Source organism: Nocardioides sp. TF02-7 (genome assembly GCF_022437945.1).
GTDB lineage: Bacteria > Actinomycetota > Actinomycetes > Propionibacteriales > Nocardioidaceae > Nocardioides.
This window is the reverse complement of record NZ_CP092535.1, coordinates 3,848,834-3,870,729: the sequence shown is the minus strand read 5'-3', so window position 1 is coordinate 3,870,729 and position 21,896 is coordinate 3,848,834. Positions and strand designations below refer to the sequence as shown.

The window sequence follows — 21,896 nt, the reverse complement described above, 5'->3', positions numbered from 1 at the left end:
AGGCACGGTCCTTGGCGACGTCGAGGACGACGCCGGCGACGACCTCGCCGTCGACCTCGGCGGCGATCGAGACGGAGAATTCCGGGAGTCCGTAGAGGAAGTTGACGGTGCCGTCGATGGGGTCGACGATCCACCGCACCCCGGTGGAGCCGCTGACGTCGTCGCCCTCCTCGCCGAGCAGCGCGTCGTCGGGCCGGGCGGCGAGCAGCCGTGCCCGGATCAGCTCCTCGGACGCCCGGTCGGCGAGGGTGACGACGTCGACGCTGCTGGACTTGGTCGCGGCGACGTCGACGCCGCGGTCGGCGTGCTGCAGCACCAGCGCTCCGGCCTCGCGCGCGACGCCGAGGGCGAGGTCGCCGAGCTCGCGGGGGGCCACGCTCACGCCAGCACCGCGGCCTTGGGCAGGCAGCAGCCGGGGGCGCAGCAGTCCCACACCGGGCCGAACGAGCCGACCGCGGGCCGCGGCACCTCCTCGCCGCGCTCGGTGGCCGCCCGCTCCACGACCAGGTCGCGCAGCGCCCGGACGAACCGGGCGTCGACCCCCGGTGTGCCCGCCCGGCGCGCCTCGATCCCGAGCCGCTCGGCGGTCGCCATCGCCTCGGTGTCGAGGTCGTAGACGACCTCCATGTGGTCGGAGACGAACCCGACCGGGACCATCACGACCGACCGGGTGCCCTCGGTCGCGAGCTCCTCGAGCCGGTCGTTGACGTCCGGCTCGAGCCATGGCGTGTGCGGGGAGCCGGAGCGGGAGCAGAACACGAGCTCGTGCGGGCGGGCGACGCCGGTCGCGTCGGCCACCCGGGCGGCCACGACGGCCGCGACGTCGAGGTGCTGGGTGAGGTAGGCGCCGCCCTCCGGTCCGCTCTCGTCGTTCATGGTGGTGGGGATGGAGTGGGTGACGAAGACCAGCCGGGCCTCGGTCCGCAGGTCCTCGGGCAGGTCGGCCAGCGCCGCCAGCGTGCGGTCGGCGACGGCGTCGACGAAGCCCGGGTGGTTGAAGTAGGGGCCGCAGCTTGTCGATCGCCGGCGCGTCGGGCACGGCGGCCCGTGCGTCGCGGAGGTTGTCGAGGTACTGCCGGCAGCTCGACCACGACGAGTAGGCGCTGGTCGCGATGCAGGCGGCCCGCCGTACGCCGTCCTCGGCCATCTGCCGCACGACGTCGGTGAGGTACGGCGCCCAGTTGCGGTTGCCCCAGTAGACCGGCAGGTCGATGCCGGCGGCGGCGAGCTCCTCTTGGAGCGCCGCGAGCAGCGCGCGGTTCTGGTCGTTGATCGGCGACCGTCCGCCGAAGAGGAAGTAGTGCTCGCCGACCTGCTCGAGCCGCTCCCGCGGGATGCCGCGGCCGCGGGTGACGTTCTCGAGGAACGGCACCACGTCCTCCGGCTTCTCGGGTCCGCCGAAGCTGAGCAGCAGGACGGCGTCGTAGGGCCGGACGTCGGGCGACTGGGGACGCGACTGGGGATTGGTCACCCGGCCATCGTAGGGAGGAAGATGCGCAGGCCATGCCTGCCCTGTCCTCCTACCGGCGGATCTTCACCCCCGCCACCGCGCTGTTCAGCCTCACCGGGCTGGTCGCGCGGCTGCCGATCTCGATGGTCGGCCTCGGCCTGGTGCTCCTGGCCGAGCACGAGAGCGGCTCCTACGCCTTCGCCGGCGCCGTCTCCGCGGTCGCGCTGATCTCCAACGCGCTGTTCGCGGTCGTCCAGGGCCGGCTGCTCGACCGGCTCGGCCAGAGCCGGGTGCTGCCGGTGGTGATCACCCTGTGGGGCGTCGGCCTGGCGGGCACCATGTGGTCGATCTCGGAGGGCTGGTCCCACGCGGCGACCTACGCACTGGCGGCGGTCGCCGGCGGCGCGCTGCCGTCGGTCGGCACCTGCGTGCGGGCCCGCTGGTCCCACGCCTTGCGCGACGACCCCGCGCGGCTGCACACCGCGTTCTCGTTCGAGGCGGTGGCCGACGAGTCGGTGTTCCTCCTCGGGCCGATCCTGGTGACGATGCTGGCCACGTCGGTCCACCCGGCCGCCGGGCTGGGGGGCGGCGCTCGCCGCCGGCCTGGCGGGCACCTACGTCTTCGCGGCCCAGCGCGCGACCGAGCCGCCCGCCCACCCGGCCCTGGAGAAGGGCGCGGACCGGGCGGCGGTTCCCTGGCGGGCGATCGGCCCGTTGACGGTCGTGTCGTTCGCGCTGGGCGTCCTCTTCGGCGCCGCCGAGGTGACGACCGTCGCGTTCGCCGACGACGAGGGCCACCAGGGCGCCGCCGGCTTCCTGCTGGCCGTCTGGGCGTCCGGCAGCCTGATCTCGGGCCTGATCTCGGGGGCGGTGGCGTGGCGCCGGGGGCCCCTGTTCCGCCTCCGGGTCGGCGCGGTCGGGATGGCGGCCGCGATGGCCCCGCTCGTGGTGGTGCCGTCGATCCCGCTGATGGGTGCGGTCCTGTTCGTCGGCGGGTTCGCGATCTCGCCGACCCTGATCGCTGCGATGTCGCTGGCCGAGCAGGTGTTGCCCCAGGAGCGGCTGACCGAGGGCATGGCGTTCATCCAGACCGGCCTCGCTGCCGGGCTGGCACCCGGAGCGGCCGTGGCGGGTGTGGTCATCGAGCAGCACGGGGCGTCGACGGCATACCTCGTGTCGCTGGGCGGCGGCCTGCTCGCGCTGGCGGGCGCGCTCGCCACCCGGCTCCCCGCTACGGTGCCGTCCCATGATCAGCCCGACGCGCCCGTCCGGCACATGGCGTAACTGGTCCGGCCTGGAGTCGGCCTCCGGCGTGCGCGTGGTCTCCCCCGCCACCGCAGCGGAGGTGGCGGCGGAGGTACGGCGTGCAGCCGAGCTCGGCGAGACCGTCAAGGCCGCCGGCACCGGCCACAGCTTCACGGGCATCGCCCGGCCCGAGCACACCCTGCTGCTGCCTGGCCGCCTCACCGGCATCACCGCCGTCGACCGTGAGGCGATGACGGTGACCGCCCTCGCCGGCACCCCGCTGAAGGACCTGAACGCCGGGCTGGAGCGGCTCGGTCTCAGCCTGCACAACATGGGCGACATCGCCGAGCAGACGGTCGCCGGAGCGATCTCGACCGGCACCCACGGCACCGGCGGACGGGCGGCCGGGCTCGCTGCGCAGGTGGTCGGGCTCGAGCTCGTGACCGGCACCGGCGACCTGGTCCGAGCGGCGGCGGACGAGAACCCCGAGGTGCTCGACCTCGCCCGGGTCGGCCTCGGCGCTCTCGGCGTCCTCGTCGCGGTGACCTTCCGCGTGGAGCCGCTCTTCCTCCTGCGTGCCGAGGAGCGCCCGATGGCGTGGGCCGACGCGCTGGCGTCCTTCGACGACCTGACGGCGGCGCACGACCACGTCGACATGTACTGGTTCCCGCACACCGACCGGGTCCTCACCAAGCGCAACACCAGGGCCGGCACCGACCTCGCCGCCGCCGAGCCGCTCGCGCGGTGGCGCGCCTGGCTCGACGACGACCTCCTGTCCAACACCGCCTTCGGCGCCCAGACGGCCGCCCTCAACCTCGCGCCCCCGGGCGGTGCCCCGCGCCAACCGGGTCGCGGCCCGGCTGCTCGGGCCGCGCACCTACACCGACGTCGCGCACCGGGTGTTCACGACCGAGCGCCGCGTCGTGTTCCGGGAGATGGAGTACGCCGTCCCGCGCGAGGTCGGCCTCGACGCGCTGCGCGAGGCACGGCGGGCGCTCGAGGCGTCGCGGCTGGCGATCAGCTTCCCGGTCGAGATCCGGGTCGCGCCACCGGACGACGTACCTCTGTCGACCGGCTACGGCCGCGCGTCGCTCTACCTCGCGTTCCACACCCACCGCCGCGCCGCGCACCGCGCATACTTCGCGCTGATGGAGGCGGTGATGAAGGACCACGGCGGCCGGCCCCACTGGGGCAAGCTGCACACCCGCGACGCGGGCGAGCTCGCCGGGCTCTACCCGCGGTTCGGCGACTTCCTCGCGTTGCGCGACCGGTTCGACCCCCGACCGGGTCCTTGCCAACGACCACCTCCGGCGGGTCCTCGGCCCGTGATCCGTGTCGACTTGTCGGCACGCCGCGCGCGCAACCCGATCGGGCCCTCCCGCGGGCGTAGGCTCGGCCCACCGGAGAACGGAAGGACCGAGCATGGCGCACCTCGAGCTGGCGGGAGTCAGCCCCGACGGGCGACGCCTGCTGCTGGTCGACGGCCGGGGCTCGGAGCACACGCTCGACATCACCCCGGCGCTCCGCGCCGCCCTCCGTGGTGAGACCACCCGCAACGGCCAGTTGGAGATCCAGATGACCAGCACCCTGCGTCCCCGCGAGATCCAGGCCCGGATCCGGGCCGGCGAGTCCGCCGAGGAGGTCGCCGCGGCCGGACGGACGACGGTCGAGGCGATCCTGCCCTACGTCGCGCCGGTCCTCGCCGAGCGCGAGCACGTCGCCGACCGGGCCCAGCGGTCGTCGCTGCGCCGGCGCACCGGCGACGGGGGGCGGCGGCGCCCGCGCGCTGGGCGACGCGGTGGCGGCCCACCTCGGCGCCCACGACGCGAAGGCGCAGGACGTCGCCTGGGACGCGTTCCGCCGCGACGACGGCCGGTGGGTGCTCACCGGCACGTTCCGGACCTCCCGGCGGTCGGGCGCCGCCCGGTTCGCCTTCGACGTGCCCGGCAACTACGTCGTGGCCGAGAACGACGACGCCCGCTGGCTCGTCGGCGACCTCGTCGAGCCGGTCGCCGCCGCGCCGCGGGTCGACGACCTCGAGCAGGCCCGGCAGCGCCGGCTGGCGGCCGTGCCGGCCGACGAGCTCCCGCTCGGCGACGACACCCTCGACCTGGTGGGCGGCGAGGCGGCCGAGGCGCTGCCGGCCGACCCCGCGCCGGCGGCGTACGACGAGCCGCTGCGCGACACCACGGCCGACCCCGGCGCAGACCCGAACGCCCCCGCCGCTGCGGACCCCGAGCCCGCCGCCGGCGACGAGCCGGCCCGACGCCGGCGCCAGGTGGCCAAGAAGCGCGGCCGCGCCTCGGTCCCGAGCTGGGACGAGATCATGTTCGGCTCCAACGAGTGACCGGCTGACCGTCTGACCAGTTGACAGGCTGACCTCCCGGCGACCGACCCGCCGACCGGCGGCAGCGGGCGTACCCTGCCCGCATGTCCTCCTTCGTGACCGGCGCCACCGGGTTCATCGGCCGCCACCTCGTCCGCGAGCTGGTCGACCACCGTGAGGGCCCGGTGTTCGTCCTGGTCCGGGAGTCCTCGCTCCCCGCGTCGAGGCACTGGTGCGCCAGTGGGGCTCCGACCGGGTCCGGCCGGTCGTCGGTGACCTCGCCGAGCCGGCGCTCGGCGTCGACCCGGCGTGGGTGGCCGAGCACGCCGGAGAGGTCGAGCACTTCTTCCACCTCGCCGCGATCTACGACATGACCGCCGGCGAGGCGGCCAACGAGGAGCTCAACGTCGGCGGCACGCGCCACGCGCTGGCGCTCGCCGGGGCGCTGCGCGCCGGCTGCTTCCACCAGGTCTCGTCGGTGGCCGTCGCCGGCGACCACCACGGCCGGTTCGACGAGACCATGTTCGCCGAGGGGCAGCCGCTGCCGTCGCCCTACCACCGGACCAAGTACGAGTCCGAGCGGATCGTGCGCGAGGAGGCGACGGTGCCGTGGCGGGTCTACCGGCCGGCGATCGTGGTCGGCGACTCCCAGACCGGCGCGATCGACAAGGTCGACGGGCCTTACTACTTCTTCCCGCTCCTCAAGCGGATGCGCGACCACCTCCCCTCCTGGCTCCCGCTGGTCGGCATCGACCTCGGCGACACCAACGTGGTGCCGGTCGACTACGTCGCGAAGGCGATCGACCACCTCGCCCACCTTCCGGAGCGGGACGGTGAGACCTTCCACCTGGTCGACCCGGAGCCGCAGCCGGTGGTGGAGGTGCTCAACACGTTCTGCGCCGCGGCCGGCGCACCGCGGTTCGCGACGCCGGTCGACCGCACCGTCACCGCCGGCGCGAGCGGCCTGCTCCCCCGCGCGCTGCGCCCGGCCCGGCTGCTGAGCGCCGTCGTGCGGTCGGCGTCCGCCCAGGCCGTCCTGGAGCAGACCGTCGGACGGCTCGGCGTGCCGCCCGAGGTGTTGGGCCACACGTCGTTCGCCCCGGTCTTCGACTCCCGCCGCACCGAGCAGGCGCTGGCCGGCAGCGGCCTCGCGGTGCCCGACCTGGAGTCCTACGCGCGGCAGCTGTGGACCTACTGGGAGGAGCACCTCGACGACTCCACCGGCCGCGACCGGAAGGTCCGGGCCGCGCTCGCCGGCAAGCACGTCGTGATCACCGGCGCCTCCTCCGGGATCGGCCGGGTGACGGCGCTCAAGGTCGCCCAGGCCGGGGGCATTCCGGTGCTGGTGGCCCGGGGCAAGGACAAGCTGGAGGAGACGCGCACCACGATCGAGATGCGGGGCGGCACCGCCCACGTGTTCTCCTGCGACCTCTCCGACCTCGACGCGATCGACGCCCTCTGCGAGCAGCTGGCGGCGCTGCCGTCGGTCGACTACGTCGTCAACAACGCCGGCCGGTCCATCCGCCGCTCCCTGCGGCTCTCCCAGGACCGGTTCCACGACTTCGAGCGCACCATGCAGCTCAACTACTTCGGCGCGATCCGGTTGGTGATGGGTCTGATGCCGACGCTGCACGCGCAGAAGTCGGGGCACGTCGTCAACGTGTCGTCGATCGGCGTGCAGACCAACCCGCCGCGCTTCTCGGCCTACGTCGCGTCGAAGGCGGCGCTCGACTCCTGGAGCAACGTGGTCGCCTCGGAGGTGGTGGGCCACGGCATCACGTTCACCAACGTGCACATGCCGCTGGTGCGGACGCCGATGATCGCGCCGACCAAGCTCTACGACAAGTTCCCCACGATCTCACCGGCGCAGGCCGCCGACATCGTCGTCCGCGCGATGGTCGACCGGCCGCACGAGATCAACACGGTGCTCGGCAACGTCGGGGCGATCGCCCACACGGTGGCGCCGAAGGCGGCGTTCCGGGTCCTCAACCTCGCCTACCAGGTCTTCCCCGACAGCGCCGCGGCGCGCGGCAGCGCAGGCGTGGGCGGCCGGGAGTCCGAGCAGGCGATGATGGCCCGGATGTTCCCCGGCGTGCACTGGTGACGGGCTAACGGGGGTCGCCGGCGGGGCTCGCCCCGGTGGCGACCGGACGGGCGGGGTCGGCGACCCATTCGCTCCAGCTGCCCGGGTAGAGCGCGGCTTGGATCCCGGCGACCTCCATCGCCAGCACGTCGAGGGCGGCGGTGACGCCCGAGCCGCAGTACGCCGCCACGTCGGCGCCCGGCACCGCGCCCACCTCGGCGTAGAGGGCGCGCAGCTCTTCGGCGCCGCGGAACCGGCCGTCGGCGGTGAGGTTGCGCGAGGTCGGCACGTTGACGGCCCCGGGCACGTGGCCGGCGACCGGGTCGAGCGGCTCGGTCTCCCCGCGGTAGCGCTCGGGGGCGCGGGCGTCCACGAGCACACCGACCGCCGGCACCTCCTCGGCGGTCACGACGGGCAGCCCGCCGGGTACCGCGGTGAAGTCACCGGGCTCCACCACGGGGGCGCCGGTCTCGACCGGGAGCCCGGCCGCCGTCCACGCCGACCAGCCGCCGTCGAGCACCCGCACGTCGCGGTGGCCGTGGAACCGGAGCAGCCACCAGCAGCGGGCGGCCGCGTGCCCCGACCAGTCGTCGTACACCACGACCGGGCGGCCGTCGGAGACGCCGACGGCGCGCATGGCCGTCTCGAAGCCGGCGGTCGGCGGGAGCGGGTGCCGACCACGGGGGCCCGGTGGCGCTGCCAACGCGGTGTCGAGGTCGACGTACGGGGCGCCCGGCACGTGTCCCGCGGCGTGCTCCTCGGGGCCGGCCGGGCCGCCGGTGCGGTAGCGGACGTCGAGGACCGTCACCCGGCCGAGGAGGGCGGCGAGCTCCTCGGGACCGACGAGCGGACCGGTCACCGCCCGCCGGCCTGCGGCTTGACGGTCAGCACCGGGCACGGGGCGTCGAGCAGCACCCGCTGCGCGTTGGAGCCCAGGATCAGCTTGCCGACCGGGGACCGGCGGCGCAGGCCGATGACGATCAGGGTCGCGTCGACCTCCTCGGCCACCGTCACCAGGTCGCCGGTCGTCCCCTCGCCGGGCGGCACGATCCGCAGGTCGTGGTCGACACCGGCCGCAGCGAGGGTCGCGCGCAGCTGGTCGAGGTAGCCCTGGTCGCCGTCCCCCTCGCGGGGCGTGTGCACGACGACCAGCCGGGCGTCGTGCCGCTGCGCCTCCCCGACCGCGGCAGCCAGCGCGGCCTCACCCTCCGGTTTCGGCACGTATCCGACGACGACGGTTGCCATGACCTGCACACTAGCCAGAAAAGTCGCCGGACCACGGCGCGGCCGAGCGGACGGCTGTGGAGGAGCGGCGCGCCGCCCACCCGGTTGGGGCAGGCTGCCGCCATGGGGTACGACGCCCGGGGCGGCATCCGCGAGCCCGTCGACCGGGCCCTCCAACGGCTGCTCCGCCGGGCCGTGCTCGACCACGCCCGGGCCACCGAGCGACGCCGGCTCTACCCGCCCGCGCTCCACGTCGGCGTACCCGGGATCCGGGCCCGCCGGTTCGAGGTGGTCGACGAGCTCGACCACGCGCTGCGCACCGACGTCGTGGAGGCGATGCTGCGGCCCGCGGTCGACACCGGCGTGGTGCCGTTGCTGTGGCTGACCCGCCGCGGGGAGCGCGAGCAGCAGGACGCCGACAGCGAGTGGTCGGCGGCGGTCGCGGCGGCCGGCGGCGAACTGGGGCTGACGCTGGGGCTCGTGGTGGTCACTCGGCGCAGCTGGCACGACCCCTGCACCGGTGTCGGCCGCTCGTGGCAGCGGCTGCGGGACCGCGCGGACGGCCGGTGAGCGCTACCAGGAGTGCACGGGGCGGTTGGCCGCCATGCCCTCCCGGTACTCCGCCAGCACGGCGCGGATGGCGTCGTAGCGGTCCTGGTCGTCCCGGTCGGCCATCCGCTGCACGAACCACTCCGCGCCGTTGACGCCGCGCAGGCACCGCTCCTCGATGATGTCGAGGTAGTGGTCGACGACGTCGCCTCCCACGCCCCAGTCCAGGAGGCCCTGGCGGGCCATCGGGAGCAGTCGCCGCATCACCAGCTCGGTGGCGCGGACCCGCCCGACCCCGGGCCAGTAGACCTCCGCCTCGATGCCGTCGCGTGCGGCGCTGTGGAAGTTCTCCTCGGCCGCGCTGAACGACATCTGCGACCAGACCGGCCGCTCATTCTCCGCGAGCGAGCGGACCAACCCGAAGTAGAACGCGGCGTTGGCGATCGTGTCGGCGACCGTGGGGCCGGCGGCGAGCACCCGGTTCTCGACGCGCAGGTGCGGCCGGCCGCCTGCGATGTCGTAGACCGGCCGGTTCCAGCGGTAGACGGTGCCGTTGTGGAGCCGCAGCTCGGAGAGGTTGGGGGTGCCGCCTGCCTCGAGCACGACGAGCGGGTCCTCGTCGTCGGTGATCGGCAGCAGCGCCGGGAAGTAGCGCACGTTCTCCTCGAACAGGTCGAACACCGAGGTGATCCACCGCTCGCCGAACCACACCCGGGGCCGGACCCCCTGCGCCTTGAGCTCCTCGCTGCGGGTGTCGGTCGCCTGCTCGAAGAGCGGGACCCGGGTCTCCCGCCACAGCTCCTTGCCCAGGAGGTACGGCGAGTTGGCGCCGAGCGCGAGCTGCACGCCCGAGATCACCTGGGAGGCGTTCCAGTACGCCGCGAACTTCTCCGGCGGGGTCTGCACGTGGAGCTGCGTGCTGGTGCACGCCGCCTCCGGGAGGATCGAGTCAGCCGTGGTGCGCAGCCGCTCGGCGCGGCCGATGTCGATGCTGATGTCCTCGCCGCGGGCGCGCAGCACCTGCTCGCTCAGCAGCCGGTAGCGGGGGTTGCTGCTGATCGCCTCCAGCGAGAGGTGCTCGGCGGTGAGGGTCGGCAGGATGCCGATCATCACCAGGTGGGCGCCGACGCCGGCAGAGCGCTGCTGGGCCGCGTTGAGACTGCGGCGGAGGCCGATCTCGAAGCCCTCGAGCCCGCCGTCGCGCAGGGGACGCGGGCGCCGCGTTCATCTCGATGTTGAACCGGCCGAGCTCGGTCTGGAAGTCGGGGTCGGCGATGGCGTCCAGCGCCTCGGCGTTGCGGAGCGCCGGGTCGCCGGCGTCGTCGACGAGGTTGAGCTCGACCTCGAGACCGGTCATCGGATCGTCGGTGTCGAACGCCGACTCGCGCAGCATCCGCTCGAACACGTCGAGGCACCGGCGGACCTTCTCCCGGTGCCGGGTCCGGTCCTCACCCGTAATTCTTGTGCGTCGACCTCCTCGCCCATGCGGCGACACTAGTCAGGCAGGCAACCGGTGTCAGGGGCTCGCGCCCCAGCCGGACAGGTCGGCGTCCCACGCCAGGCTCGGCTCCCCGTCCTCCGGCGGGACCGCGGCCGCGAGGAAGTCGCCGAGCAGCCGGGCCATGCTGTAGTCGGGGTCGACGGCCTGGCAGCGGTCGACGCCGACCCAGGCCAGCGCGCCGTTGCCGGTCAGCCAGGACGCCCAGCCGAACAGGCAGGCCGGTGCCGGCACCAGCTCCTCGGGGGTGCGCCGGAGCACGTCACCCCAGAAGTCGGCGTGGCCGCGTGCACCTGCGACCGTCATCAGCGCCCAGGCGGCGTCGCGGACGGTGACGTCCTGGACCGCCCACACCGTCCACGCCACCTCCCGCGCCGTCGGCCGGGTCGCACCGGCTGCTCGTCGATCGACGTGGCGGGTGACCAGCGCCCGCACCCGGTCGCCCCAGAACCGCCGCGCTGCGTCGGTGGCGGGCAGCCCCTCGGCCGGGACGACACCGGGTCGAGCGAGCGCCGCCGACACCGCCTCCACCGCCGCCGGGTCGGGGCCGACGGTCGCCGCGAGCGCGTCGCGGCTCGCCTCGACCACCTGGCCCTCGACCACCCCGCGGACCAGGAGCGGGTGGGTCGAGACGTCGTAGGCGACGCCGACCTCCCGCAGGTGCGGCCCCGCCAGGAGCGGGTAGTAGCGCCCGGCCTCGACCCGCAGCACCTCCAGCACCCGGATGCCGGACGCCTCGCACTCCCGGCGCAGAGCTCCCCAGGCCTTCCTGACGACGACCGGGTCGTCGCTGTAGATGAGGAACGCCAACGAGCGCACCCCGTTGCGCCGGGCGGGCGGGACGAGGCTCTCGGCGACCTCCCGCGCCCAGCCCGGCGGCCGGAGCGCCGGTGGGGAGGCCGACCCGCGCGTGGAACTGGCGGTCGGCGTCGCTGGTGATCATCACCACCGACTGCTCGGGCCAGAAGCCGAGCACCACGGGTGCGACGGCGAGCAGGTCCTCGGCACTGCGCACACGGAGGGTGTTGTCGGGAGGGGGCAGGTCGGGAGGGGGCACGGCTGGTGTCGACGTCATGCCCCCCACGCTCGCCCCGGCGGCCGACGTCGGCGGCGGCCGGCCGCCCGGCCTGTGGATGGCCGGCTCGTCCCGGCGGGCTGTGGACGGTTGGTGGGTTCGGGGCGGCGGGCGCGGCGGGGGCGGGGGACGTGAGGTTTCCCCGGTCGGCCGGGGAAACCTCAACATGTCGGGCAAAGCAATGCCGGACAAGTGGAGGGATTGCCCGTCACGTCCCCCGCCGACGGCATCGGTCGACCCTGATCCGACCGATTCAGCCGATTCAACCGACTCGACCGACTCGACCGTCGGCCCGGGGGTGGCGGCGGATACCGTGCCGCTGTGCGCGCGTTGGCCTCGGTCCTGCACCTGGACCTCGACGCGTTCTTCGCGGCGGTCGAGCAGCGTGACAAGCCGTCGCTGCGGGGAAGCCGGTCGTGGTCGGCGGGGTGGGCAACCGCGGGGTGGTGTCGACCGCGTCCTACGAGGCCCGGGCGTACGGCGTCCGGTCGGCCATGTCGACCAGGGAGGCCCGGGCGCGGTGCCCGCACGCGGCGTACCTCTCCGGCCGCTTCGACGCCTACCGCTCGACGAGCGCGGCGGTGATGGCGCTGCTGCGCTCGTGCTCGCCGCTCGTGGAGCCGCTCTCGCTCGACGAGGCGTTCGTCGACCTCGAGCAGGCCGGGCTGCCCGACCTGGAGGTCCCGACCGTCACCGCGTTCGCCGAGGACCTGCGCCGCCGGGTGCACGAGGTCACCGGCGGCCTGACCGGGTCGGTCGGGGTGGCCAGCTCCAAGTTCCTCGCCAAGGTGGCCAGCGACCTCGACAAGCCCGACGGACTGGTGGTCGTGGCGCCGGGCACCGAGCTCGACCTGCTCCGGCCGATGCACGTCCGCGTCATCCCGGGGGTCGGGCCGGCCACCGTCGAGCGCCTGCGGCGGATCGGCGTCTCGACCGTCGCCGACCTGCAGCAGGTCGGCGAGGACGAGCTGGTGCGCGTGCTCGGGAAGGCCAGCGGCACGGCGCTGCACCGGCTCGCGTTCGCGCAGGACGACCGGCCGGTGGTCCCGGAGCGGGAGGCGAAGTCGGTCAGCGTCGAGGACACCTACGAGAACGACCTGGCCGACCTGCGGCTCATGCAGAGCCTGCTCGCCCGGCAGGCGGCGGAGGTCGCGCGGCGGCTGCGCGGCAACGGGCTGTCCGGCCGGACGGTGTCGATCAAGGTGCGGCTCTACGACTTCACGACGCTGAGCCGCTCGACCACCCTGCCCAGCCCCACCGACGACCCCGCGCTGATCACCCGCCTGGCCCACCAGCTGCTCGACGGGGTCGACACCTCCGGCGGCGTACGGCTCCTGGGCGTCGGCGTCTCCGGGCTGGCCGACTGGGTCCAGGACGAGCTCTTCGCCACCGGCGCCCCCACCGACGGCTCCGACATCTCCGACGCCGCCGGCGAGCCGGACGCCGCGGCACCGGCCTCCGCCGCGGCTGCCGTCGACCCGGCCCGCGACCCCACTCCCGACGCCGCACCCGACCCCGCGACGGGCGGCTACCGGCCGGGCATGGACGTCGTGCACGACGAGCACGGCCGTGGCTGGGTTTGGGGCGCCGGCCGGGGCGTCGTGACGGTGCGGTTCGAGACCGCCCTCACGCCGCCGGGCCCGGTGCGGTCGTTCGCCGTCGACGACCCGGCGCTGGTGCGCTGGCGGCACCCGGAGCCGGACGAGCCGGCGGACCCGGCAGAACCGACACAACCGGCGGAACCGGCAGCGTCGACCCGGGTGGAGCGCCACCCACCTGGGTAACACGCACGTGGGTGGAAAGGGTGAGGGCCTCTTGATGGTATGAGCATCAAGAGGCCCTCGGCGTGACCGGCCGGTGGCTCCGGTCGAGCCGGCTCACCGTCCTCCCCGCCGGCCCGTCACCGCGGGCGGCGCCCCGCAGGTCTCCCCGCGAGGACCGGAAGGACGCTGTCGTCCGACCCCCCGATCCGTCGTCCCCCTGGCCCGGAGGCCCGGGAGCTCCGGATCGGTGAAAGAGTTCTACGCCTCCCGGTCCCACCCGCACAAGGGCGATCGGCGAAGATCTTCGACAAACTTCGGGTCCCACAGGTTCCTCCACACGAACGCTCGTCCTCTGCACAGGAACCGCCCGTCATCCACAGGTCCTCCACCGGTCCCTGTGGACGCCGCGCCTCGCCCGCGACGGCTTCGGCGGCGCCGGATACGGTGACCGACGTGTCCGCACCCGCCCCCGCAGCCGGCGCCCCGACCCCACCGGTCGCCGCTCGCCGCCCCGTCACGAGCTCCCACCACGGCCGGTCCCGCACCGACGAGTACGACTGGCTGCGCGCCAGGGACGACCCGGACGTCCTCGCCCACCTCGAGGCGGAGAACGCCTACACCCAGGCCCGCACCGCCCACCTCGCCGACCTGCGGCAGCAGGTCTTCGAGGAGATCAGGTCGCGCACGCTCGAGACCGACCTCTCCGTGCCGACGCGGGTGCGCGGCTACTGGTACTACGGCCGGTCCTTCGAGGGGCGCCAGTACGGCGCCAGCTGCCGGGTGCCGGTCGCCGATCCGGACGGCCCGGACGCCTGGGTGCCCCCGCGCCCCGCCGAGGACGCCCGCCCCGACCAGCCGGCGCTGCCCGGCGAGGAGGTCCTGCTCGACCTCGACGCGCTCGCCGAGGGTCACGACTTCTTCTCCGTCGGCGGGTCGTCGGTCAGCCCCGACGACCGGCTGCTCGCCTACGCCACCGACGTCGTCGGCGACGAGCGCTACACCGTGCGGGTCAAGGACCTCACCACCGGTCGGCTGCTCGACGACGAGATCACCGGCGTCCTGGGCGGCGTCACCTGGGGGCGCCACGCCCGACCACTTCTACTACGCGACCGTCGACGAGACCTGGCGGGCCGACAAGGTCTGGCGGCACCGGCTCGGCACCGCCCAGGAGCACGACGAGCTGGTCTTCCACGAGGAGGACGGCCGGTTCTGGGTGGGGGTGGGACGCACCCGGAGCCGGCAGTACGTCGTCATCGCGACGTCGGCGAAGACCACCTCGGAGTACCACGTCCTCGACGCCACCGACGCGTCCGCGCAACCCTGGTGCTTCGCCACCCGCGAGGAGGGGGTCGAGTACTCCCTCGAGCACGCGGTGATCGGCGGCGAGGACCGGTTCCTGGTCCTGCACAACGCGAGCGGTCCGGAGTTCGAGCTGGCCACCGCCCCGACCCGGCCGACCGGACGCGCCGACTGGACCCCGCTGCTCCCCCACGACCCCGAGGTCAGGCTCGAGGACGCCGACGCCTTCGCCGCGCACATCGTCGTCCAGCAGCGCAGCGGCGGCCTGCCGCGGGTGCGGGTCCTCGAGCTCGGCGCCGACGGCGTGGTCGACGACTGGCTGGTCGACTTCCCCGGCGACCTGGCGACCACCGGCGTCGGCGGCAACCCGTCGTTCGACCAGCCGGTGATCCGGGTGGGCATGACCAGCCTGGCCCAGCCGTCGTCGGTCTACGACGTCGACCTCCGCACCCGGGAGCGGGTGCTGCTGAAGCAGGCGCCGGTGCTCGGCGGCTACGACCCCGACGACTACGAGGAGCACCGGCTCTGGGCGACCGCGCCCGACGGTGTCCGGGTGCCCGTCTCGCTGGTCGTCCGCAAGGACGCCCGCGGCCCCGGCGGCGACGCTCCGGTGCCGGTGCTGCTCTACGGCTACGGCGCCTACGAGTACGCCGTCGACCCCTACTTCTCCGTCGCCCGGCTCTCGCTCCTCGACCGCGGCGCCGCGTTCGCCATCGCCCACGTCCGCGGCGGCGGCGAGCTCGGCCGGCGGTGGTACGACGACGGCAAGCTCGAGCACAAGCAGCACACGTTCGACGACTTCGTCGCCTGCGCCCGCCACCTGGTCGACACCGGCTGGAGCACGCCCGACCGGATCGTCGCCGAGGGCGCCAGCGCCGGCGGGCTGCTGATGGGCGCCGTCGCCAACCAGGCGCCCGAGGCGTTCGGCGGGATCGTCGCGGGGGTGCCGTTCGTCGACGTGCTCACCACCATGCTCGACTCCTCGCTCCCCCTCACCGTCACCGAGTACGACGAGTGGGGCAACCCCGAGGACGACCCCGCCGCCTACGACCGGATCGCCGGCTACGCGCCGTACGACAACGTCGCCGACCTCCCGTACCCCCCGATCCTCGCCGAGACCTCGCTCAACGACACCCGCGTGCTCTACGTCGAGCCGGCCAAGTGGGTGGCCCGGCTGCGAGCGGTCGCACCCCGGGCCGACGTGCTGCTGCGCACCGAGATGGCCGCGGGCCACGGCGGCGTCTCGGGCCGCTACCGCGCCTGGCACGACCGGGCGTTCACCGTGGCCTGGATCCTCGACCGGATGGGGCTCTCGGGCCTGGGTACACCTCCAGCGCTCGGGCGTGACTGACTGAGAACTCCCTGAGAGTTGTCGGCCGTCGCAACTCTCGCACCCGTTGGCACGTCAGAGCAGACGAGAGCACCTGCGGGACCGAGGGAACAGCATGGGAACACGGCACCGCCGGAGCGCGTTGATCACGATGTGCGGGGCGCAAGGTCGCCTCGACGTGAAGGAGGGGTCGCGATGGCTGCAACTGTGGTGACGACCAAGGAGAGCGCTCGGGCGCGCAGCAGCGTCCCGAGGTCCACCGGACGTGAGATCGAGGGCCGCGACAGCGTCGGCCTGTACCTCGACGAGATCGCCCGCACCCCCCTGCTCGACGCTGCCCGCGAGGTCGAGCTCGCCAAGACGATCGAGGCCGGGCTCTACGCCCAGCACCTCCTCGACGAGGGGCGGGTCGGCCGGCGCAAGGGTGGGGCGCCCAAGCGCGCCACCCAGGAGGAGCTCGAGTGGCTGGCCGAGGAGGGCCGGAAGGCGGTCGACGAGTTCATCACCGCGAACCTGCGGCTCGTGGTGTCGATCGCCCGGAAGTACGGCCGCGCGCAGATGCCGATGCTCGACCTGATCCAGGAGGGCAACACCGGCCTGATCCGCGCCGTCGAGAAGTTCGACTACGCCAAGGGCTACAAGTTCTCGACCTACGCCACCTGGTGGGTGCGGCAGGCGATCACCCGTGGCATCGCCCAGCAGGCGCGCGTGGTCCGGCTGCCCGTCCACGTCGTCGAGGAGCTCAACCAGGTCAGCGGCGCCCGCCGCACCCCTGGAGCGGCAGCTCGGCCGCGAGCCGGAGCCGGGCGAGATCGCCAACGAGCTCGGCATGGAGCTGGAGCGGGTCCTCGACCTGATGTCGTGGGGCCGCGAGCACGTCAGCCTGGACACGCCGGTCGACGAGGACGGCGACACCTCGCTCGGCGACCTGATGGCCCAGGAGACGGCCCCGGGGCCGGACATCAGCGTCCTCGACCACGAGGCGCGCGACCGGCTCAACCGGCTGGTCTCCCAGCTCGACGACCGGGCGGCCGACATCATCCGGTCCCGCTACGGCCTCGTCGACGGCCGGCAGCACAAGCTCGCCGACATCGGTGCCAAGCACGGGATCTCCGCCGAGCGGGTGCGCCAGCTGGAGCGGGAGGCGCTGCAGAAGCTGCGCCGCCTCGGCGACCCCGACCTGGCCGCCTGACGGCGACGGAGCCGACTGACCTCTGACGCCGACCGACGACGCCCGGCAGCCTCGTGCTGCCGGGCGTCGTCGCGTCAGCGGTTCTGGATCAGGCTCATCGCGGTGAGCACCACGATGAGCACGCCCGCGTAGAGCGCGAGGAACGCCCGCGGCTGCCGGAGGACCTCCAGCAGCCGTGGAGCCGGGCGTGTGCGCGGTCGCACGAGCAGGTCCGAGCCGGCCATCTTCTTCTCCCCTGGGTGTCCGGGCGGTCGCCCGCTTGCTCCCCCGTCCGGCTCACCCCCATGGCACCGGACCACTGCCGAGGCTACGTGGCCGGACGCCCGGGGGACACGCGGCACGGCCCGGATCGGCCGACGTCGGTACCAGACCAGGCAACAACGCCCGGGTCAGCGCCCGGTCAGCGCCCGGTCAGCTCAGCGACCACCTCGATCACGCGCCGGCGCAGGTCGGCCAGGGAACCGGTGTTGTCGATCACGTGGGTCGCGATCGCACGCCGCTGCTCGGGCGTGGCCTGGGCGGCGATCCGCGCCTCCGCGTCGGCGCGCGTCCAGCCCCGGTCACGCACCATCCGCTCGACCTGGACCTCCGGAGGCGCCTCCACCACCACGACCGCGTCGAAGGTGTCGGCACGTCCGGACTCCGCCAGCAGCGGGATGTCGTGGACGACGAGGGCGTCGTCGGGTGCGGCCGCCTCGAGCTCGACGATGCGCTCGAAGACGAGCGGGTGGACGATCGCCTCCAGGGCGCGACGGCGCTGCTCGTCGGCGAACACGATCGTGCCGACCTTCGCCCGGTCGAGCTCGCCGTCGGCGGTGAGCACCTCGGCGCCGAACTCCTCGACGACCCGCGCCAGTCCCGGCGTACCCGCGGCGACGACCTCGCGGGCGAGCTGGTCGGCGTCGATCACGACCGCCCCCCAGCTCGCGCAGCACCGCCGACACCGTGCTCTTCCCCGAGGCGATCCCCCGGTCAGTCCGACGCGCACACCGGGACCGTACTGTGCCGCGCTCGGCGCCGCTCTCGCCGCCCTACCACCGCGGGTGAATCGACGCCCGCAGCCGGTCGTCGTAGATCCGGCGGACACCGTCGAGGAGCTCCTGCGGCAGCGCGGGCAGCCGGCCGGCCGCGGCGTTGGCGCGGGCCTGCTCCGGGTTGCGGGCGCCGGGGATGACGGTCGTGACCCCGGGCTGCTGGGCGACCCAGGCCAGCGCCACCTGCGCCGGCGTCGCCCCCTCAGGACCGTGCTCGCGCACGAGCGCGGTGAACTCGCGGGCGGCCGCCACCCCGGTGGCGTAGTCGACGCCGGAGAACGTCTCGCCGACGTCGAAGGCCTCGCCGTGGCGGTTGAAGCTGCGGTGGTCGTCGTCGGCGAACGTCGTGGTCTCGTCGTAGCGCCCCGACAGCAGGCCGGAGGCCAGCGGCACCCGCGCGATGATCGCGACCCCGGCGTCGGCGGCCGCGGGCACCACGGCGTCGAGCGGCTTGAGGCGGAAGGCGTTGAGGATGATCTGGATGCTCGCGACACCCGGCCGCGCGATGGCGCTGAGCGCCTGGTCGACGGTCTCCACGCTGACGCCGTACGCCGCGATCGCCTGCTCCGCGACCAGGGTGTCGAGCGCGTCGTAGGTCGCGTCGGCGTCGATGACCTCCGACGGCGGGCAGTGCAGCTGCACCAGGTCGAGGGTGTCGACGCCGAGGTTGCGCCGCGACCGGTCGGTCCACGCCCGGAAGTTGTCGAGCACGTAGCTCGCCGGGACCTGCTCGGCCCGGCGTCCCATCTTGGTGGCGACTCGGATCCGGCCCTCCCGGTCGTGCTCGCGGAGGTACCCGCCGATCACCTGCTCGCTGCGGCCGTCGCCGTAGACGTCGGCGGTGTCGAAGAAGGTCACCCCCTCCGCGACCGACGCCTCGAGGACGGCGCGCGCGTCGTCCTCGCTGACGTCACCCCAGTCCGCGCCCAGCTGCCAGGTCCCGAGGCCTACGACCGACGCGTCGAACCCTGCTCGTACGAATGTCCGCTGCTCCATGGGGCCATCATGCCGATGCCTGCCCCGGGGTCGGGCAGAAGGTCTGCCGGTACTGACGCGGGCTGACGCCGCGGGCCCGCTGGAAGTGGTGCCGCAGGCTCGCCGCGTTGCCGAAGCCGACCTCGGCCGCGATCCACTCGACCGGTTGGTCGGTGGTCTCGAGCAGCTCCTCGGCGGCAGCGACCCGCTGCGCCGTCAGCCAGCTGTGCGGGGTCGTGCCGGTCTCGTCACGGAACCGCCGCGCGAAGGTGCGCGGGGACATGTGCGCGCGGCGGGCGAGGGACTCGACGCTGTGGTCCTCCCCGAGGTTCTCCAGCACCCAGAGCAGCAGCGGACGGAGCGTCTCGGCGTCGCAGTCGGGCACGGCGCGGGCGATGAACTGCGCCTGGCCCCCGTCGCGGTGCGGCGGTACGACGGCCCGGCGGGCGATCATGCTGGCCACGGCCGCGCCGTGCTCCTGCCGCCAGATGTGCAGGCAGGCGTCGAGGCCGGCGGCCGTGCCGGCGCTGGTCACGACCTGCCCGGTGTCGACGTAGAGCACCTCGGGGACCACCTTGGCCTCGGGGAACCGGCGCTGGAGCTCCTCGGTGTACATCCAGTGGGTCGTACACTCCCGGCCGTCGAGGAGGCCGGCCGCGCCGAGCGCGAACGCCCCGCTGCACACGGAGAGGATCCGAGCACCCCGGTCGTAGGCCTCGCGGATCGCGTCGAGCACCGGCTCCGGCGGCATCCCGCCGCGCGGGATCGCGGGCACGGCGACCAGGTCGGCGTCGCGGACCCGCTCCAGGCCCTCCTGCACCTGGATGGAGAACCCCATCGAGGTGGGGATCGGTTCGGCGGTGGGCGCGCACACCGCGAACTCGAGCCGCGGCACGCCGTGCTCGGTGCGGTCGAGGCCGAACGCCTCGCACAGCACGCCGAGCTCGAACGGGGCGACGCCCTGGTAGGCGAGGACGGCGACGTTGGTCAGCACCGCGTCAGCGTGCCACGGCCATGGCAGGAAATCAACGAAAGGCGGCAACTCTGCCACTGGTGGCAGGATCTTGCCAGGAGCAGGATTACTGCCATGTTCATCGTGATCCTGCTCTCGGCCCTCACGCTCGCCGGCGTGCTGGGCACCGTCGTCGCCCTGGTCCGCGAGGACCGCGGCCCCATGGCCCCTCCGGCCTCGCACCGGACGGACCCCAGCTTCCTGCCCCCCGACCCGCAACGACGTCCGCGCGGCCTGAGCCCGCCTCAGCGCCCCGGGCGCACGGCGAGCCGGACCCGCCGGACGAGGTCCGCGTCCCCCGCCCGCACCGCGGCGGCCACGCCGAAGGTGCGCGCGGCGGGACGCGGCGCCCGCCGGACGACCGTCACGATCAGCCGTGTCGCGGCACCCGGCGCCACCCGGGGCGTGCGCCACGTCCCGGCCACCACGGCCCGGGTGACGTCGTTGCCGCGGAACTGGTAGCGGAGGTCGAAGGCCGCGCCGCCCTCGGGGCCGCGGAGGTCGATCCGTCGCGCGCGGACGCTCCGGTTGACCACCCGGACCGTCGTCCTCGCCTTGCCCTGACGGGGCACCCGCAGCACGGTCCGGTCGCGCCACGCCTTCGTGTCGCGGACCGCCAGCGCCGGCCGGGGCGAGGTCACCCGGTAGGGCAGCGTCCGGCGCGTCGCGTTGCCCGCGCCGTCGGTCGCGGTGACCCGCACCGTGTGCCGGCCCGGTTGCGAGGTGCGCAGCGCCGGCGTCGCGCACGTGCGGAGCGAGGACCCGCCCCGATCGGTGCAGGTCACCCGTGGTCGCACCACGTCGCCGACGTCGAAGCGCGCCCGGCCGGGCAGCCGAGCGTCCAGCTCCGGCGCGATCGCGTCCGGGACGACCGCCTTCTCGACGCGATAGCTCCAGGCCCGTCCCTGGACGTCCGGATCCAGGTCGCGCAGCTCCCACACCGTGGTGCCGTCGGGCGCCACCTCGGTCGCGATCGCGGTGTGGTCCGATGCCCAGCCGACGAGCGTGGTGCCGCCCGCGAGCCGCCGCGACGAGCCGGCGAAGTAGGAGAACCGCGTCGGGTCGGCGTACGACCAGACCAGCCTCGCCGTCCCGGCCGCCTCGTCGAGCTCGTACTCGGCGACCCGCGTGACCGGCCGGTCGACCGTCGGCCCGCCCCGGTCGTCGGGGTCCACGCAGTAGGAGGGGTTGGCGCCGAGCGCCACCGAGCCGTTGTCGAAGACGAGCAGGTTGCCGTTCGCGAGCCGGGTCGCGGTGTGCTGCGCGCACGGCCCGCCGTGCGGGTCGTCCAGGAACTCGAAGTCGCTGAGCCGGCCGCCCAGCCGCCACACCACGTCGCCGCGTTGGTGGCCGTCGTGGTCGGACCAGGCGATCTTGAGCACCGCGCTCAGGTGCCGGAACGACGCGAGCACGTCGCCGTCGGGCAACACCTCGATCGAGTTGACGTGGGCGTAGTCGGCGGCGTCACTGGCGGTGGTCTCCGCCGCCACGTCGAGGTGGTCGCCGCTGTCCCAGGTGTGGACGACGTCTCCGTCGGCGTCGACCTCCTGGATCGCCGCGTCGACGAGGCCGGTGTCGTCGTCCGGCTCGTAGGCCAGCAGCAGCCGGCTGCCGTCGGCGCGCAGGATCGAGTCGTGGTTGTCGGTGTTGCGCAGCCCGACCGTGCGGTAGGTGCGCACCTCGCGGAGCTGCTCGTCGAGCTCGACCAGGTCCCAGTCGCTCTCCGGCCCGGGCAGCCGGCGCATCACGGTGTAGTGCCCGCCCGGCGCGGGCTTGAGGTCGGTCACGGGCGTGCCGTGGTCGTGGAGGTGCACTGGCACGCCGGCACGGTCGACGACCAC

Annotated in this window: 17 protein-coding genes and 9 pseudogenes; 12 read left to right on the top strand and 14 right to left on the bottom strand. The window is 74.3% G+C overall.

The genetic code is table 11. The features are described 5' to 3' along the window. Positions 1–49 precede the first annotated feature (49 nt). From MF408_RS25950 to MF408_RS19955, 5 genes and pseudogenes are all read right to left on the bottom strand, one after another. Positions 50–316, bottom strand: a pseudogene (locus tag MF408_RS25950) (inositol monophosphatase family protein); the annotation flags it as partial. Positions 317–378: 62 nt separating this feature from the next. After that, a complete protein-coding gene (locus MF408_RS27210; protein ID WP_345893962.1) occupies positions 379–957 on the bottom strand; it encodes a ferrochelatase in 579 nt (192 codons plus the stop codon). 115 nt (positions 958–1,072) lie between these two features. Next, positions 1,073–1,372, bottom strand: a pseudogene (locus MF408_RS27205) (ferrochelatase); the annotation flags it as partial. Between the two features lie 95 nt (positions 1,373–1,467). Further along, positions 1,468–1,818: a hypothetical protein gene (locus MF408_RS19960; RefSeq protein WP_240249117.1), complete on the bottom strand. Its 351-nt coding sequence runs from the start codon at positions 1,816–1,818 to the stop codon at positions 1,468–1,470. Positions 1,819–1,826: 8 nt separating this feature from the next. Beyond that, a complete protein-coding gene (locus MF408_RS19955; protein WP_240249116.1) occupies positions 1,827–2,006 on the bottom strand; it encodes a hypothetical protein in 180 nt (59 codons plus the stop codon). A gap of 167 nt (positions 2,007–2,173) precedes the next feature. On the opposite strand from MF408_RS19955, the gene MF408_RS19950 reads away from it, so the two are divergent. From MF408_RS19950 to MF408_RS19935, 6 genes and pseudogenes are all read left to right on the top strand, one after another. After that, the gene (locus tag MF408_RS19950) at positions 2,174–2,734 is read left to right on the top strand and encodes an MFS transporter (protein ID WP_240249115.1); all 561 of its coding nucleotides are present in this window, start codon (positions 2,174–2,176) and stop codon (positions 2,732–2,734) included. Continuing rightward, positions 2,697–3,446: pseudogene (locus MF408_RS25945) on the top strand (FAD-binding protein); the annotation flags it as partial. The gene MF408_RS19950 and the pseudogene MF408_RS25945, both read left to right, overlap by 38 nt. 79 nt (positions 3,447–3,525) lie before the next feature. Further along, complete coding sequence (locus MF408_RS25940) at positions 3,526–4,239, top strand: D-arabinono-1,4-lactone oxidase (RefSeq protein ID WP_275693242.1); 714 nt, start codon at positions 3,526–3,528, stop codon at positions 4,237–4,239. A 236-nt stretch (positions 4,240–4,475) separates the two neighbouring features. Then, positions 4,476–5,042, top strand: a pseudogene (gene sepH / locus MF408_RS19940) (septation protein SepH); the annotation flags it as partial. Between the two features lie 83 nt (positions 5,043–5,125). Beyond that, positions 5,126–5,191, top strand: a pseudogene (locus MF408_RS25935) (NAD-dependent epimerase/dehydratase family protein); the annotation flags it as partial. A 62-nt stretch (positions 5,192–5,253) separates the two neighbouring features. Further along, positions 5,254–7,125: an SDR family oxidoreductase gene (locus MF408_RS19935; protein ID WP_275693241.1), complete on the top strand. Its 1,872-nt coding sequence runs from the start codon at positions 5,254–5,256 to the stop codon at positions 7,123–7,125. 4 nt (positions 7,126–7,129) lie between these two features. Here the strand turns inward: MF408_RS19935 and MF408_RS19930 are convergent, their stop codons facing one another. Together MF408_RS19930 and MF408_RS19925 are read right to left on the bottom strand one after the other, a co-directional pair. Next, positions 7,130–7,963 carry a sulfurtransferase gene (locus tag MF408_RS19930; protein ID WP_240249113.1) on the bottom strand — a complete coding sequence of 278 codons (834 nt, stop codon included), beginning with the start codon at positions 7,961–7,963 and terminating at the stop codon, positions 7,130–7,132. After that, the gene (locus MF408_RS19925) at positions 7,960–8,349 is read right to left on the bottom strand and encodes a universal stress protein (protein WP_240249112.1); all 390 of its coding nucleotides are present in this window, start codon (positions 8,347–8,349) and stop codon (positions 7,960–7,962) included. The genes MF408_RS19930 and MF408_RS19925 overlap by 4 nt, the downstream gene beginning before the upstream one ends. Positions 8,350–8,451: 102 nt before the next feature. Between MF408_RS19925 and MF408_RS19920 the strand changes: the two genes are divergently transcribed. Continuing rightward, entirely contained in the window at positions 8,452–8,898 is a 447-nt protein-coding gene (locus tag MF408_RS19920; RefSeq protein WP_240249111.1) for a hypothetical protein, read from the top strand. Between the two features lie 3 nt (positions 8,899–8,901). On the opposite strand, the gene MF408_RS19915 is transcribed toward MF408_RS19920, so the two are convergent. Continuing rightward, positions 8,902–9,987, bottom strand: a complete 1,086-nt coding sequence (locus MF408_RS19915) for a glutamate--cysteine ligase (RefSeq protein ID WP_240249110.1) — start codon at positions 9,985–9,987, stop codon at positions 8,902–8,904. A 406-nt stretch (positions 9,988–10,393) separates the two neighbouring features. Continuing rightward, a pseudogene (locus MF408_RS19910) lies at positions 10,394–11,245 on the bottom strand (DUF4192 domain-containing protein); the annotation flags it as partial. Positions 11,246–11,878: 633 nt separating this feature from the next. Here MF408_RS19910 and MF408_RS19905 point away from each other — a divergent pair. The 5 genes and pseudogenes from MF408_RS19905 (at position 11,879) to MF408_RS19895 (ending at position 17,034) form a co-directional block, all read left to right on the top strand. Continuing rightward, positions 11,879–13,234, top strand: coding sequence for a DNA polymerase IV (locus MF408_RS19905; RefSeq protein WP_345893776.1), 1,356 nt, complete (start codon positions 11,879–11,881; stop codon positions 13,232–13,234). Between the two features lie 423 nt (positions 13,235–13,657). Then, positions 13,658–14,242 (top strand): annotated as a pseudogene (locus tag MF408_RS25930) (oligopeptidase B); the annotation flags it as partial. A gap of 121 nt (positions 14,243–14,363) precedes the next feature. Continuing rightward, positions 14,364–14,927, top strand: a pseudogene (locus tag MF408_RS25925) (oligopeptidase B); the annotation flags it as partial. Continuing rightward, positions 14,913–15,863 carry a prolyl oligopeptidase family serine peptidase gene (locus MF408_RS25920; protein ID WP_275693501.1) on the top strand — a complete coding sequence of 317 codons (951 nt, stop codon included), beginning with the start codon at positions 14,913–14,915 and terminating at the stop codon, positions 15,861–15,863. The pseudogene MF408_RS25925 and the gene MF408_RS25920, both read left to right, overlap by 15 nt. Positions 15,864–16,037: 174 nt before the next feature. Next, positions 16,038–17,034, top strand: a pseudogene (locus MF408_RS19895) (sigma-70 family RNA polymerase sigma factor). 74 nt (positions 17,035–17,108) lie between these two features. On the opposite strand, the gene MF408_RS19890 reads toward MF408_RS19895, so the two are convergent. The 5 genes from MF408_RS19890 to MF408_RS19870 all read right to left on the bottom strand — a co-directional run bounded on the left by MF408_RS19890 (position 17,109) and on the right by MF408_RS19870 (position 21,896). Further along, positions 17,109–17,258 (bottom strand): hypothetical protein, encoded by a 150-nt coding sequence (locus MF408_RS19890; RefSeq protein WP_240249108.1) that lies wholly within the window; start codon positions 17,256–17,258, stop codon positions 17,109–17,111. A gap of 176 nt (positions 17,259–17,434) precedes the next feature. Next, positions 17,435–18,022, bottom strand: coding sequence for a dephospho-CoA kinase (gene coaE, locus MF408_RS19885; RefSeq protein ID WP_240249107.1), 588 nt, complete (start codon positions 18,020–18,022; stop codon positions 17,435–17,437). 43 nt (positions 18,023–18,065) lie between these two features. Beyond that, positions 18,066–19,064 (bottom strand): aldo/keto reductase, encoded by a 999-nt coding sequence (locus MF408_RS19880; RefSeq protein ID WP_240249106.1) that lies wholly within the window; start codon positions 19,062–19,064, stop codon positions 18,066–18,068. 7 nt (positions 19,065–19,071) lie between these two features. After that, positions 19,072–20,037 (bottom strand): helix-turn-helix domain-containing protein, encoded by a 966-nt coding sequence (locus tag MF408_RS19875; protein WP_240249105.1) that lies wholly within the window; start codon positions 20,035–20,037, stop codon positions 19,072–19,074. Positions 20,038–20,300: 263 nt separating this feature from the next. Next, complete coding sequence (locus MF408_RS19870) at positions 20,301–21,896, bottom strand: aryl-sulfate sulfotransferase (protein ID WP_275693240.1); 1,596 nt, start codon at positions 21,894–21,896, stop codon at positions 20,301–20,303.

Bases quoted from the DNA above. Each gene is read 5' to 3' on its own strand.
- MF408_RS19925 (WP_240249112.1), bottom strand. From the start codon at position 8,349: ATGGCAACCGTCGTCGTCGGATACGTGCCGAAACCGGAGGGTGAGGCC.
- MF408_RS19920 (WP_240249111.1), top strand. From the start codon at position 8,452: ATGGGGTACGACGCCCGGGGCGGCATCCGCGAGCCCGTCGACCGGGCC.
- MF408_RS19915 (WP_240249110.1), bottom strand. From the start codon at position 9,987: ATGATCGGCATCCTGCCGACCCTCACCGCCGAGCACCTCTCGCTGGAG.
- MF408_RS25920 (WP_275693501.1), top strand. From the start codon at position 14,913: ATGACCAGCCTGGCCCAGCCGTCGTCGGTCTACGACGTCGACCTCCGC.
- MF408_RS19890 (WP_240249108.1), bottom strand. From the start codon at position 17,258: ATGGCCGGCTCGGACCTGCTCGTGCGACCGCGCACACGCCCGGCTCCA.
- MF408_RS19880 (WP_240249106.1), bottom strand. From the start codon at position 19,064: ATGGAGCAGCGGACATTCGTACGAGCAGGGTTCGACGCGTCGGTCGTA.